Consider the following 15,662-nt stretch of genomic DNA (forward strand, 5'->3'; position numbering starts at 1 on the left):
TTCTCCTGAATATCTAAAGGTCAATGCAGGGCAATTTTTCACGCATCGCCGGAGCCGTTCTTCGCCGATGCTATTCACCAATCGAGGCGTTGTCCACCTCGATTTTCCAGGCAATTTTCGAGCATTTTTTGGCATGCCCCAGCAGGCAAGACCCTTACGGGCCACGCCGAAATGGATGACTAATTCGTCAGCTAGCCGACTATTCCTCCTCGCTCATTCGCGCAACCACGAGATCCGCGAGGGCCTGCGGAGTAGGGCATTCATAAAGCACGTCCGCCGCCCATTCCAGACCGGTCAGCGCGCCCAGGTGATCACGCAGTTCCAGCGCGGTGACCGAGGACAGTCCCAGATCGAAGAACTCGTCGTCGGCGCCGATCTCGGCGCCCGAGTCGTGCCCCAGCACGGCCGCCGCCAGCGCCCGCACCCCGGTCAAGACCTCGGCGTCCCACCGGTCGCGGGGCAGCCTCGCCAGCGCCGCCCGCAATCCGCCGGACGGACCGGACCTGACGGACGCAACGGAGGGTTCGACGCCCGCGGGCGGCTCGGTCACCGCCTCGTCCAGGAGCGCCGGATCGGCCGGATCCTCGTCCGCGTACTCGGCGACGAACACACCCTCCGGCCGGATCCGTGCCGCGGTGTGCCCCTGTCCGATCACGGCGCACAGCCGGGCCCGGGCCCGGGCATCCATCTCCGGCGGAAGGTCGACGACGTGATCCGCGACCGGCAGCGAGCCGTCCCGGGTGAGGACCCACAACGGCACCCCGGGCATCCCGGCCGGTTCGGCGCCGGGCAGGACGATCACCAGATCGGGCCGCTCGGTGGCGTCGACCGTCACCCGGGCGCCGTGTCTGGCCAGCGCGCCGGCGAGGGCATCGGTCAGCTCCGGGTCGTCGCCGGGCGGCGGCACCAGCGCCACGGTCGTGTCCAGGACCGGGGGCGCGGCGTCCGGGACCAGCCGCCACCGCACCGGTCGCCGGGTCGTACCGGCGCCGGGCCGCAACCGTGCCACGGCCGCGAGAACCTGGTGCGGTGTCTCGTCGCCGCGCAGGCCGAGCATGCTCAGCGCGGCCGCCGGGTCGCCGGAGCCCAGCGCCGACCAGAGAGCGTCGGATGCGGGCCGGGGCGCCGGGACCGGGGCCGGTGGTACCAGCTCGGGCCAGTACCGGCGGCCCTGGAACGCGTACCGCGGCAACGGGCTGCGCTGCGGCTCACGGCCCGCGTACACCGCCGGCCAGTCGACGCGCACCCCGTACGTGTGCAGGGCGCCGAGCGCGCCGAGGGCGGCCCGGACGTCCGGGCGGTCCCGCCGGGCCAGCGCCACCGGGGGAACCGGCACTTCGGGCAGACAGGCGCGGACGGCCGGAGCGAGCACCGCGTCCGGGCCTAGCTCCAGGAACGCGGTACCACCCGCCCGGCCCGCCTCCCGCACCGCGTCGAGGAAGCGAACGGAGCCACGCAACTGGTCCACCCAGTACGCCGGCGAGATCATCTTCTCGTCGGTCCGCACCGTGGAGACGATCGGAATCCGGGGCTGCTGGAACGTGACCGCCTCGGCGACCGCCCGGAACCCGGCGAGCGCCGGTTCCACCCGGGCCGAGTGGAACGCCGTCCCGACCCGCAGCCGGCGGGTGCGATGCCCACGGTCGGACAGCACGCCGGCGAGCTCCAGCACGGCGTCCTCGTCCCCGGAGAGCACGACCGCGTCCGGGCCGTTCACCGCGGCGATCGACACCCGGTCGGCATATCCGGCCAGGAGCGGCAGGACCACCGCCTCGGCGGCACGGACGGACACCATCGCGCCACCGGCCGGCAGCCCCGCCATGGCCCGCCCTCGGGCGGTGACGAGCGTGGCGGCGTCGTCGAGCGTGAGCATGCCCGCCAGGTACGCCGCGGACAGCTCGCCGATCGAGTGGCCGATCAGCATCTCCGGCCGCAATCCCCAGGCGCTGACCAGCCGGAACTGGGCCACCTGGAGCGCGAAGAGGGCGGGCTGCGTGTACTCCGTGCGGTCGAGCAGGCTGCCGTCACCCCACACCACCTCCTGCAGCGGGGTGTCCAGCGTGAAGTGCGCGCTCACCTCGTCGAAGGCCCGCGCGTACTCAGGGAACGTCTCGTACAGTCCGCGCCCCATTCCGGGCAGCTGGCTGCCCTGGCCCGTGAGGACCAGGACCAGCCGGTGCCGCGCGGCGGTGGCGCGCAGCACGGCCGGCACGGTGTTCCCCTCGGCGAGGGCGGCCAGCCCGGTCCGCAGCGCGGTCTCGTCCGCGCCGGTGACCATCGCCCGGTGCTTGTGGACGGCGCGGGTGGTGGCCAGCGCGTACGCGACCGCCGACGGATCCGTGGCAGCGGTCGCCGCCAGGCGGGCGGCCTGCTCGCGCAACGCCGCCTCGGACCGTGCCGACAGCAGCCACGGCACCCCGTCGAGAACCGGCCGTTCCTCCTCCGCGTCCGTCGCCGGCGGCGCCTCCTCGATCACCACATGAGCGTTGGTGCCGCTGATACCGAACGAGGACACCCCCATGCGCCGCGGCGCCTCGTGCCGTGGCCAGGGCTGCGCCGAGGCCAGCAGCGCCACGTCGCCGGCGGTCCAGTCCACGTGCGGCGACGGCTCGTCGATGTGCAGACTGCGCGGCAGCACGCCGTGCCGCAGCGCCAGCACCGCCTTGATCACTCCGGCCACACCGGCCGCGGCCTGGGTGTGCCCGACGTTGGACTTGATCGAGCCCAGCCACAGCGGTCGCGGGCGGTCGCCGCCGTACACCGCGAGCACCGCCTGCGCCTCGATCGGATCGCCGAGGACGGTGCCCGTACCGTGCGCCTCGACCGCGTCGACGTCGGCCGGGTTCAGCCCGGCGGCGGTCAGCGCCGCCCGGATCACCCGCTCCTGGGCCGGGCCGTTCGGCGCGGTGAGCCCGTTGCTCGCCCCGTCGGAGTTGACCGCGCTGCCGCGCAGCACGGCCAGCACCTGGTGACCGTGCTCGCGGGCCCGCGACAGCCGCTCGACCAGGACCACGCCGACGCCCTCGCCCATGCCGGTGCCGTCGGCGGCCGCGGCGAACGGTTTGCACCGGCCGTCCGCGGCGAGCCCGCGCTGGCGGCTGAACTCCACGAACACCGCAGGCGTGGCGAGCACGGTCACCCCGCCGGCGAACGCGAGGTCGCACTCTCCAGCCCGGATCGCCTGTGCGGCCAGGTGCAGGGCGACGAGCGACGACGAGCAGGCGGTGTCCACGGTGACGGCCGGCCCCTGCAGCCCGAAGGTGTACGCCACCCTTCCGGACAGCACGCCGCCGCCGACGCCCGGCGCGAGGAACCCCTCGGCCGCGGCTCCCTCCAGCAGCCGGCCGTAGTCCTGGTACATGGCGCCCATGAACACGCCGGTACCGGTGCCGCGCAGCGTGTCCGGGTCGATGCCGGCGTCCTCGCACGTATCCCAGACGGTCTCCAGCAGCAGCCGCTGCTGCGGATCCATCGCCACGGCCTCCCGCGGCGACACCCCGAAGAAGGCGGCGTCGAACTCGGCCACGCCGGAGACGAACCCGCCGGACCGGGCGTACGAGGTGCCGGGCGCGTCCGGGTCCGGGTCGTGCAGCTCCGCGAGGGGCCAGCCGCGGTCGTCCGGAAACGGCACGATCGCGTCCCGTTCGGAGACCAGCAGGTCCCACAGGTCGTCCGGGCCGCGGACCCCGCCGGGCAGCCGGCAGCCGATACCGACCACCACCACCGGGTTGTCCGCGGTGCCGGCGGCCATCGGGGCGGCGCTCGGCTGCTCCGCGCCGGCCAGGCGGTCGCCGAGGTGCCGGGCCAGCGCGGCCGGGTTGGGGTGGTCGAACACGAGCGTGACCGGCAGCCGCAGCCCGGTCGCACCGGAGAGCCGGTTGCGCAACTGAACCGCGCTCAGCGAGCCGAACCCGGCGTCCTTGAACGCCCGGTCCGGGTCGATCGTGTCGGGTGAGGCGTGCCCCAGCACGGCGGCGGCGTGCCCCAGCACCAGCTCGAGCAGCACCCGGTGCCGGTCGGCCGGGCTCTTGCCGGCGAGCCGGGCCACCAACTCGGAGTCGGCGGCACCGCCGCGGGTGGCCGTACGCCGCGCCGGCGTCCCGGCGAGGGACCGCACGACCGGCGGCACGGCGTCGGTCGTGGCACGCAGCGCGGCCGGGTCGAGCCGGATCGGCACGAGTACCGGCTCGGCGACGGTCAGGGCGGCGTCCAGCGCGGCCAGGGCGGCGTCGCGCGGGAGCGGCGGGAACCCCGAGCGGCGGAATCGGGCCAGGTCGGCACCGTCGGTCATGGTGCTCTCGTCGGCCCACAGGCCCCAGGCCAGCGAGACACCCGGCAGCCCGGCGGCCCGGCGTACCCGGGCCAGCGCGTCCAGGGCGGCGTTGGCCGCGGCGTAGTTCGCCTGGCCGAGACCGCCGAGCACACCCACCGCGGAGGAGAACAGGACGAGCCGGGCCTGCGGGAGCAGTTCGTGCAGGAGCCAGGCCGCGTCGACCTTGGGGCGCAGCACCCGGGCCAGCCGCTCCGGCGTGAGGTCGGCGACCAGCCCGTCGTCGAGCACCCCGGCAGCGTGCACCACGGTGTCGACGGTGGTCGTGTCGAGCAGCGCGGTCAGCTCCGCCCGGTCCGCGATGTCGCAGGCCACCACGGCGACGTGCGCACCGGCGGCGGTCAGCTCCGCGGCCACGGCGGCCGCCTCCGGGGCCTGCGGCCCGCGCCGGCTCGCCAGCACCAGGTCGCGGACGCCCAGGTCGTGCACCAGGTGCCGGGCGACGATCCCGCCGAGCGTGCCGGAGGCACCGGTCACCAGGACGGTGCCGAGGTCGCCGGCCGGTTCGCCCGTCGGGGAGACCCGGACCAGCCGCAGCTCCCGGGCGGCGCCGGCGGCGAGGCCCACCTGCGGCTCGCCGGCGGCCAGCGCGGCCGGCACCGCCGCGACGGTGGCGTCATCGTCGTCGGCGAGGTCGAGCACCGCGAAGCGGTCCGGATGTTCCAACTGGGCGCAGCGCACCAGCGCCGCGGTCGCGGCCTCCCCGGGATCGTCGAGCACCCGCCGGGTCACCACGACGAGAGTGGACGTGGCCCGGCGTTCGTCGGCCAGCCACTCCTGCACCAGGGCGAGCGCCCGCTCGGCGGCCGCGGCGGGTGGGCCGGACGGGGCCGGCACCAGGACGAACGGCGCGACGTCGTCGCTCGGCGACACCCGCAGCAACCGGGCGAGGGCTGGATCGCGGACCGCGTACCCGGCGGCTGGACTGTCCGGCAGCGTCAGGGGCGCCCACTGCGGAAGCAGCAGGTCACCGCGGTCCGGCAGGCCGAGTGCGCCGTCCGGGAGTGGGCTGAGCGCCAGGGACCGCACCGACGCGACCGGCGTCCCCGCCGGGTCGGTCAGCTCGATGCGGACGGCGCCGTCCCGGGCGCCGGTGAGCGTGGCCCGGACGGTGTCCGCGCCCACGGCGTGCACCTGGACCCCGGTCCACTCGAACGGCAGCGCGGGCCGGTCCTGCGCCCCGGTGCGGAGGTCGCTGAGCGCCAGCGGGTGCAGACAGGCGTCCAGCAGCGCGGGGTGGATGCCGAACCCGCCCGGCTCGGCGCCGGGCAGCACGACCTCGGCGTACAGGTCCCCGGCCCGGTCGCGCCACAGTGCGCGGACGCCGCGGAACACCGGCCCGTACCGCAGTCCGGCGCTGTCCAGCCGTGCGTACAGCTCGTCCACGTCGAGCGGCTCGGCGCCGGCCGGTGGCCAGGCGGTCGCCGCGGGCGGCGGCGGGTCACCGCCGGGCGTGAGGACGGCGGTGGCGTGCAGTGTCCAGCCACCGGCACCGACCCGGCCCTGTACGGTCACGTCCCGTGAGCCGTCCGTACCGGGCTCGCCGGCCTCGATCCGCAGCCGGACCTCGGCGTCTTCCGGCACCACGACCGGAACGAGCAGGGTCAGCTGGTCGATCACCGGGCAACCGGCCTCGTCACCGGCCCGGGACACCAGGTCCACCATGGCGGCGCCGGGGAACACGACATGCCCCTCGACGGTGTGGTCGGCCAGCCACGGGTGGGTCGCGGCCGACAGCCGTCCGGTCAGCACGAGCCGGTCGGCCCCGGGCACGGCGGCCCGCAGGACCGGATGCTCGACGGCGTCCAGGCCCAGGGCGGACGGGTCTCCACCGCCGGCCGGCAGCCAGTACCGCTCGGTCACGAACGCGGTGGTGGGCAGCTCGACCGGCCGGGCCCCGGGCCACACCGCGGACCAGTCCGGACGGACCCCCTGCACATGCAGCTGCGCCAGCGCCCGGACCAGCTGGTCCGGTCCGCCCTCGTCGCGGCGCAGCGTGTGCAGGACGGCGACCTCGGCGCCGATCGCATCCACCGTCTCTTGGGCGCCGGTGGCCACCACAGGGTGCGGGCTGACCTCCAGCAACGTGGTGCAGCCGTGGCCGGCGAGTGCGGTGACGGCCTCGTCGAAACGGACCGGTTCGCGCAGGTTGCGGTACCAGTAGTCGGCGTCGAACGCGTCGTCGCCGTCAATCCACCGGCCCTCGACCGAGGAGAAGAACGGGACGGCCGGCGGGCGCGGGACCACCGGAGCCAGCGCGGCGCGGACCCTGTCCTGTACGCGTTCCACGTGCGCGCTGTGCGAGGCGTAGTCCACCTCCACCCGACGGGCCCGTACCCCCTCGGCCTCCAGCTCGGCGAGCAGCTCGTCCAGGGCGTCACCGTCACCGGAGACCACGACCGAGGACGTGCCGTTGACCGCGGCCAGGGACAGCCGCCCGTCCCAGGCGCGCAGGCGTTCGCGGACCTGCTCGGCGGGCAGCGCCACCGACATCATGCCGCCGAGGCCGGACAGCTCCACCAGCGCCTGGCTGCGCAGCGCCACCACCCGGGCGGCGTCCGGCAGGGTCAGCGCACCGGCGACGTACGCGGCGGCGATCTCCCCCTGGCTGTGGCCGGCGACCGCGGCCGGGGTCACGCCCACCGAACGCCACACCTCGGCCAGGGCCACCATCATCGCGAACAGCACCGGCTGCACGATGTCGACCCGGTCGTAGTCCTGCTCGCCGCGCAGTACGGCGGTCAGCTCGAAGTCGACGTACGGCGCGAGCGCGGCCTCGCACTCGGCGATCCGGTCCCGGAAGACCGTGTTGCTCTCCAGCAGCCGCACCGCCATCTCCCGCCACTGCGATCCCTGGCCGGGGAAGAGGAAGGCCACCGGACCGGGCGCTCCGGTGACGCCCTCCACCACCGTCGGTGACGGCCGTCCGGCGGCGACGTCGGCGAGACCGGCCAGCAGTCCGTCACGGTCGGCGGCGCAGACCACGGCCCGGTGCTCGTGCGCGGTCCGCGTCGTGACGAGGGACGACGCGATGTCCCGCGGGTCCTGGTCGGGGCGGGCGGCGAGATCGGCGGCGAGCGCTGCGGCCTGGGCGCGCAGTCCGGCGGGCGCCCGGCCGGACACGGCCCAGGCACACGGCCATGACGCTGCGGGCTCGGTGCCGGGTGCCGGGGTGGCCGCCGCGGGCTCCTCCAAGATGACGTGCGCGTTGGTGCCGCTGACGCCGAAGGACGAGACGGCCGCTCGGCGCGGTTCGTCGCCGGCCGGCCACGGCACCGGCTCGGCCAGCAGCTCGACCGCTCCGGCCGACCAGTCCACGTACGGCGTGGGCCGGTCCAGGTGCAGCGTGCGCGGCAGCACCCCGTGCCGCATGGCCAGCACCATCTTGATGATCCCGGCCACGCCCGCCGCGGCCTGGGTGTGCCCGAGGTTGGACTTGATCGAGCCCAGCCACAGCGGTCGCGGGCGGTCGCCGCCGTACACCGCGAGCACCGCCTGCGCCTCGACCGGGTCACCCAGCGGGGTGCCGGTGCCGTGCGCCTCCACCGCCGCGACCTGGGCCGGGGTGAGGCCGGCGTCGACCAGGGCGTCCTGGATCACGCGGCGCTGCGCGGGACCGTTCGGGGCGGTCAGGCCGTTGCTGGCGCCGTCGGAGTTGACCGCGACGCCGCGGACGATCGCGTGCACCCGGTGGCCGGCAGCCACCGCGGCGGAGTGCCGTTCCAGCACCAGCACCCCGACGCCCTCGGACCAGGCGGTGCCGTCGGCGGCCGCCGCGAAGGGCTTGCACCGCCCGTCCGGGGCGAGCCCGCGCTGCCGGCTGAACTCGACGAACGCGCTCGGCGTAGCCATCACGGTGACCCCGCCGACCAGCGCCATGTCGCATTCGCCGCGTTGCAGGGCGCGGACCGCCTGGTGGAGCGCGACCAGCGACGACGAGCATGCGGTGTCCACGGTGACGGCCGGGCCGCGCAGCCCGAGCTGGTAGGCGACCCGCCCGGACACGACGCTGCCGCCGCCCTGGGCGCCGTGGTAGTCGTGGTGCATCACCCCGGTGAACACCCCGGTACGGGTGTCCCGCAGCGCCGCCGGGTCGAGGCCGGCCCGCTCCACCGCCTCCCACGAGGTCTGCAGGATCAGCCGCTGCTGCGGGTCGGTGTACAGCGCCTCCTTCGGCGAGATGCCGAAGAAGCCGGCGTCGAAGGCCGGGGCGTCGTGCAGGAATCCGCCGTCCCGGACCGTGGAGGTGCCGGGGTGGTCGGGGTCGGGGTGGTACAGCCCGTCCACATCCCAGCCGCGGTCGCGGGGGAATCCCGTGATGCCGTCGCGGCCCTCGGCGACCAGCGACCAGAGGTCCTCGGGCGACTCGACGCCGCCCGGGTAGTGGCAGGCCATGCCGACCAGGGCGATCGGCTCGGCGGACCGGCTCTCCGCCTCCCGCAGCCGCCGGCGGGTGACCTGCAACTCCGCGGTGACACGGCGCAGGTAGTCACGGAGTTTGTCCTCGCTGCTCATCGGTCCTCCTGACCCGGTACGGGGCTGCCGAGCTCGGCGTCGATCAGGGCAAACACCTCGTCGTCGGTGGCGGTGGCGAACAGGTCCAGCGGCGCCTCGGCGGTCGCCGGGCTCAGGGCGGTGAGCAGCTCACGCACCCGTTGCACCACCCGGCCGCGGAACACCTCGTCGGTGGCCGCCTCGGTCAGACCAGCGGCGAGGCGGTCGAAGTCGGCGAACAGCGCCGGCAGGTCGTCGGCCCCGCCGGTGCCGCCGTCGAACCGCCCGGCGAGGTGCTCCACCAGGTCGCCGGGGGTGGGATGGTCGAAGACGAGGGTCGCCTCCAGCGTCAGGCCGAGCGCCGCGCCGAGGCGGTTGCGGAACTCCACCGAGCTCAGCGAGTCGAACCCCAGCTCCTGGAAGGAGCGCCCTGGGTCGATCGCGGCGGCACCGGCGTAGCCGAGCACGGCCGCGGCCTCGCCGCGGACCAGGCCGGACAGGCGGGCGCGCAGCTCCGCGGATCCCAGCCCGGCCAGGCCCGGGTCGGCGACGACGGCCGGTGCGGCGCTCAACAGGCCGCGCAGTATCGGGGGCACGACCGCCGGGGTGCCCGGGCCCCACCGCAGCGCGACCACCTCGGGCTCCGTACCGGCCAGGGCGGCGTCCAGCAGGCGCAGTCCCGCCTCGACCGTCAGCGGTGCGAGGCCGGCGCGGGCCAGCCGTTCGCGGTCGGCGGTCATACCGTCGTCGAGGTCCCACGGCCCCCAGGCCACCGAGACCGCCCGGCCACCTGCCGCGACCCGGTGCCGGGCCAGCGCGTCCAGATACGCGTTGGCCGCGGCGTAGTTGCCCTGGCCGGGCCCGCCGAGCACGCCGGCCGCCGAGGAGAAGAGCACCAGCTCGGCCTCGGGCAACAGCTCGTGGAGGTGGTGGGCGCCATCGGCCTTGGCCCGCCACACGGTCTCCAGCCGGTCGGCGTCCAGCGCGGTCACCACACCGTCGTCGAGCACCCCGGCGGCGTGCACCACGGTGCCGATCGTCCGGCCGGCCAGCAGCGCGGCCAGCGCGTCCCGGTCACCGACGTCGCAGGCGACCGGCTCGATCCGCGCGGTCAGCCCGGAGAGGCCGGCGGGGACGCGCCCGCTGCGGCTGACCAGGAGCACGTCGGTGAATCCGTGTTCGGCGACCAGGTGACGTACCACCGGGGTGGCGAGGCCACCGCTGCCGCCGGTGACGAGCAGCGTGCCCGGCCGGCGCGGCGGCGGCGCCTCGGTGGCCGGGGCGCGCACCAGGCGGGCCGCCAGCACCCGCCCGTCGCGGACCGCCAACTGCGGCTCGCCGGTGGCCAGGGCGCGCGGCAGGATCTGCGCCGCGTCCGTGCCGGACAGCTCGACGAGACCGAAGCGGCCGGGGTGCTCGGACTGCGCCGAGCGCAGCAGCCCCCATGCGGCGGCCGTGGCCGGGCCCGGATCGGTGGCCACGAAGACCAGGCGGGCGCCGCCGAAGCGGGTCTCGCCGAGCCAGAGCCGGGCATGGGCGAGGACGTCACGGGTCAGCTCGAACGCGGCGGACGCCGACGTCCCCGTCGCGGCGACCGGCACGATCACCACCTCGGCGGGTTCGGTCAGCGCCGTCGGAGTGTCCGCACGGGTCACGGTCACGCCCGCGGCGGTGAGCGCGGCGCCGATACCGTCCCGGTCCGGGCCCACGACGGCGTACCGGCCGGGCGAGCCGGGACCGATGTCGTCGAGGGGCACCCAGTCGACGTGGTACAGCGGGTCGGCCGAGGCTCCGGCGGGGCGCAGGGTCACCGCGTCCACCGAGGCGACCAGCCCGCCGGCAGCATCGGTGAGCCGCACCGAAACGACACCGGGCCGGACCGGGGCGACGCAGGCCCGCGCGGCGACCGCGCCGCTCGCCGCGACCCGGATCGCGGACCAGGCGAACGGCAGGTGGGCCCGGCCGCCGGGGACGAATCCGCCGAGAGCCACCGCGTGCAGCGCCGCGTCCAGAAGAACGGGGTGCACGGCGTACGGGCCGACGTCACCGCCGGGCACGGTGACGTCCGCGTACACGGTGTCGCCGGCCCGCCAGGCGCGGCGCAGCCCCTGGAAGGCGGGACCGTAGCCGGGCAGCCGGTCGTAGAAGCCGGTGAGGTCGAGCTCCTCGGCGTCGCCGGGCAGCGGTGGCGGCTCGGCCGCGACGCCACCTGCGGGGGCGAGCGCGCCCGTCGCGTGCCGGGTCCAGGCCGGTTCTCCGGCGGCGCGGGCGTGCACCTCGAAGGCGCACCGCCCGTCGTCGCCGGGCAGGGCCGCGGTGAGCCGCAGGTCGGCGTCGCCGAACGGCAGCGGCGCCTCGATCACCAGCTCGGCCACGACCGGCCGGCCGAGCCGGGCGCCGGCCTGTAGGGCCAGGTCGGCGAAGAACGTGCCGGGCACCAGCGTGGTCCCGTCGACGGCGTGGTCGGCCAGCCAGCCGTGGCCGTCCCGCGAGATCCTGGCCGACAGCACGTGCCCGCCGGGCAGCTCCACCAGGTCGGCCCGCACCCGGCCGGGGTCCGTGCCGGTGGTCACCCAGTGCCGGTCCCGAGCGAACGGGTAGCCGGGCAGCGACAGCCGGCGCGCTCGCGCCGGCATCGGCGGGGTGATCTCGGCCCCGGTGACCCAGGCGGCGGCGAGCGCGTCGAGGTCGTCACCGGTCACCGCGGCGGCCGGTTTCCGCCGGCGGCCCCGATGGCAGCCGACCCCGGTACGCAGCGCCGTCACCAGTTCGGCGGTGGTCGTGGCCACGACGGCGAGCCGCTCGTCCAGGTGCTCACGCCCGGACCACAACGTGTACGCCAGCGCCGCCGGATCCATCGCGACGGCCGCCGTGGTCAGGGCGGCGGCCAGGCCCTCGGCGGTGGTCTCTCCGTCGATCGCCGGGCGGGTTCCGAACACCGCCTGGATACGGTGGGCGAGGTCGGCCAGTTGCGGGAAGTCCAAGCCCAGCTCGGCGAACGGCAGGTCGGGCCGTGCCGCGGTCGCACCGACCTCGGTCAGCAGCGCGGTCACGACCGCGGCCACGTCCCCGCCGGCGCCCTCCAAGTGGGTCACCAGCCGGGCCACGCTCTCGTCGAGGCGGGCGGTGTCCCGGGCGGACACCACGAACAGCCGCGGCTCGGCCGGTTCCGGCACGGCCGGCGGCGCCGGCCACTCGGCGAGGACGACGTGCGCGTTGGCCCCGCCGGCACCGAAAGAGCTGATCGCCGCGGTCCGCGGCACGTCCGCGCGTCCCGGCCACGGCGCCCGTTCGCGCTGCACCCGGAACCGTGCGGTCTCCCACCGCACCGCGCTGGACAGCGGGTCGGCGTGCAACGACGGTACGAGTTCCCGATGGCGCAGTTGAAGTACGACCTTGGTGAGCGCCGCGACGCCGGCCGCGGACTCCAGATGCCCGATGTTCGACTTGACCGACCCGATCGGCCAGGGACCCGGGCCGGCGCCGATCCGGTCGAAGGCCTCTTCCAGCGCGGCGACCTCGATCGGGTCGCCGAGGCTGGTGCCGGTGCCGTGCGCCTCCAGGTAGCCGAGGTGGGCGGGGTCGACCGCGGCGCGCCGCAGCGACCCGGCGATCAGGGCGGCCTGCGATGCCGGGTTCGGCACGGAGAACCCGGCGGTACGGCCGCCGTGGTTGACCGCGGTACCGCGGATGACGGCGTGCACATGGTCGCCGTCGCGCAGCGCGTCGCGCAGCGGGCGCAGCAGCACCACGCCGACGCCCTCGCCGGGCACGTAGCCGTCCCCGCCCTCGCCGAAGGCGCGGCAACGCCCGTCGGTGGACAGGAAGGAGGACTGGCTCAGCAGCAGGTACTTGTTCGGGTGCACGGCCAGGTTGACGCCACCGGCCAGGGCCGCCTCGCACTCCCCCCGGCGGATGGCCTCGACGGCCAGGTGCAGCGCGGTCAGCGAGGACGAGCACATGCTGTCCAGGGCGATGCTCGGTCCGCGCAGGTCCAGGAAGTACGACACCCGGTTGGCGATCGACGCGCTGAACGACGAGGGCACCGGGCCTGGCTCCGCGCCGACGCCGTGCAGCTGGTACTGGTTGTACATCACCCCGGCGAACACGCCGACGGACCGGCCGCGCCAGGCCGACGGCGCATGGCCGGCCTCCTCGAACGCGTGCCACGCCTCCTGCAGGAACAGCCGCTCCTGCGGGTCCAGCACGGCCGCCTCGTTCGGCGAGATGTGGAAGAACCCCGCGTCGAATTCGTCCACCCCCGAAATGAACCCGCCCCATTTGCCGTACGAGCGTCCCGGCGTCCGGCGGTCTTCGGAGTAGATCGCCGCGTGGTCCCAGCGGTCGGCCGGCACCGTGCTGACGCAGTCACGGCCGTCGCGCAGGTTCGCCCAGAACTCGTCGAGGTCGCGGGCCATCGGGTAGCGGCCGCTGATGCCCACTACGGCGATCGCGTCGTCGTCGGTGCCGACCGGCTCGGGGTCCGCCTCCGGCGTGGTGAACTCGGCCGTGATCCGGGCCGCGTCCCCGTTCAGGACCACGACGTGGGAGCGGCCGCTGCCCACAGCGGCCAGCAGCACGTCGACGGCGGCCGGGGTCTCCATCCCCCGCAGGCCCATCCGGCGCAGCGCGGCGTCATCGACCGGCATGCCGCCTTCCGCCCAGGCCGGCCAGCCCACCGACACGATGTCGCGGCGGGTGCCGGCGAACAGGTCCAGGAACGCGTTCGCGCACGCGTAGTCGGCCTGACCCGGATTGCCCCAGGTGCCAGCGGTGGACGAGCAGAGCACCAGGAAGTCCAGGCTCAGGCGCCGGGTGGCCGCCTCGAGGTGATGGGCGCCGTCGACCTTGGGGGCGAGCACCGCCCGTACGTCATCGGCTTTCTTCCCCGCCAGCAACCCGTCACGCAGCACGCCGGCGGCGTGCACCACCCCGTGCAGCACTCCGAAGCGGTCCACCGCGGTGCGCACCGCGCGGTCCACGTCGTCCGCGCGGGTCACGTCCATCACCACCGTGACCACCTCGGCGCCGAGGGCCGTCAGCTCGGCGGTCACGGACGGATCGGCCGGGGTGCGGCCGCCCAGGACGAGCCGGGCGTGTACCGACCGGGCCAGATGCCGGGCCAGGGCCAGCCCGACCCCGCCGAGCCCTCCGGTGATCAGGTAGACGCCGCGCTCTCGCAGCGACGCCCTGTCCGCCGGTGCCGGCATGGGCCGGGCGAGCCGGATCCGGCGGGTGCCGTGCGCGTAGCGCACCTCCACGTCCGGTGCCCCGGCGGCCAGCTCGGCCAGCGCGTCGGCCCGGCGTGGCGAACGGACCACCGCGGCCCGTATGCCCGGGTTCTCCCGCACCGCGGTGCGGAACAGGCCCGCGACAGCGGTGACCGGCGCGTCGTCGTCCTCGACGTGGCAGACCAGCCGCAGGTTGCTCCGCCCCGCGCGGATCGCGGCTGCCAGGAACTCGCTCAGCGCGACCGCCTCACCGGTGAGGTCGGCCGGATCGGCGGGCTGCCACAGCACACCGGCCGCGGCGGTGTCCGCGAGCGCGGACGGCCAGTCCGCCCGGTTGTGCGCGCCGGTCGTGACCCAGTGCGCCGCAGGCGCTCCGGGCGGCGGCAGGGCGGCCGTGTGCCAGGACGCCTCGAACCACACCACCTCGGCGGGCACCTCGGTATCGGCGGTCGTCGTGGTCTCGGCGGTCGTCTCGGTCACCGGTCCCGCGGGCGGGGCCGCCACGACCTCGTACTGCCGTAGGTGGTCGGCCAGCAGGGTGAACGTGTTGTGCTCGAACAGCAGGGTCGGGGAGAAGTCGACGCCGAAGACCCGTTCCAGGTCGGCGGCGATCCCCAGCAGCGCCGTCGAGTCCAGGCCGAGCTCGTAGAACCCGGCCGTCTCGTCGAAGTCGGCGCGGCCGGTCCTCGCCTCGATCAGCTCACGGACGATCCGGTCGGTGTCCTGCGCCGCCGGGGGGCGTGCCTCGAGGCGGGTGATCGCCGCGGCGTCCCGGATCCGTTTGGAGGTCAGGCCGTGCAGCCAGGCGACGACGGTCCCGTCCGGGGCGTGGAACTCCAGGTCACACGTGGTCAGGTCGCCGTCGGGCCCGGCCGGGCGCGGCGGGGTGGCGTGCACCAGGGTCCGCGAGCCCAGCGGTCCCGCGGCCCGGACCGATTCGATCAGCATCGGGATGTACGGGCGTGCCTCGTCGCCCGGCACGGCCTCGGCGAACTGGGTGGGCAGCAGCGTCGAGGAGTCCAGCGCCGCGGGATGAAGGTGGAAGTACTCGGCGTACTCGGCGGCCTGGGCGCTCAGCGAGAGGTCCGCGAGCAGGTCGTCCGGCCCGGCGTGCAGGGTACCGACGGCCCGCATGAACTCGCCGTGCTCGATACCGGTCGCGCGGACCGTCGTGTACAGGTCGGCCATGTCGACGCTCTGCCGTGCGGCGGCGCGCAGGGCCTCCAGGTCCCGCCGGCGCTGCGGAAACGGCAGGCCCAGGTACAGCTGGCAGTCCAGGACCGGTTCGCTCTGCCCGGAGGGGCTGCGGGTGCCGGTGACCGACACCCGGAAGTGCCCGTCGTCGCGGGCGAAGCGCAGCGTCAGCTCGGTGTCGAAGTCCGGCCCGGCGGCGACCGGGTTGCGGAACAGCACACGGCGCAGCTCGACACCGCCGGGATCGGCGCCCCGGGCTCGCACCACCCGCAGGATGATGTCGAGAAACGACACCCCGGGCAGGATCCGGGTGCCGTGCACACGGTGGTCGCGCAGCACGGGGTCGCTGCCCCGGATCACGACGGTACAGGTCAGCCCGTCCAAGGAGTCCATCAGGTTCTCTCCCCCGCGCA

Annotated in this window: 2 protein-coding genes; both read right to left on the reverse strand. The window is 75.4% G+C overall.

Annotation, left to right across the window (positions count from 1 at the left end; genetic code table 11):
* Positions 1-199 precede the first annotated feature (199 nt).
* On the reverse strand, positions 200-8,845 hold the full coding sequence (locus ACWH4W_RS32415; protein WP_473079434.1) for a type I polyketide synthase: 8,646 nt from the start codon (positions 8,843-8,845) through the stop codon (positions 200-202).
* On the reverse strand, positions 8,842-15,642 hold the full coding sequence (locus tag ACWH4W_RS32420; RefSeq protein WP_473079435.1) for an SDR family NAD(P)-dependent oxidoreductase: 6,801 nt from the start codon (positions 15,640-15,642) through the stop codon (positions 8,842-8,844). The genes ACWH4W_RS32415 and ACWH4W_RS32420 overlap by 4 nt, the downstream gene beginning before the upstream one ends.
* Between the last annotated feature and the right edge of the window lie 20 nt (positions 15,643-15,662).

Source organism: Streptomyces sp. DSM 120436 (genome assembly GCF_055778765.1).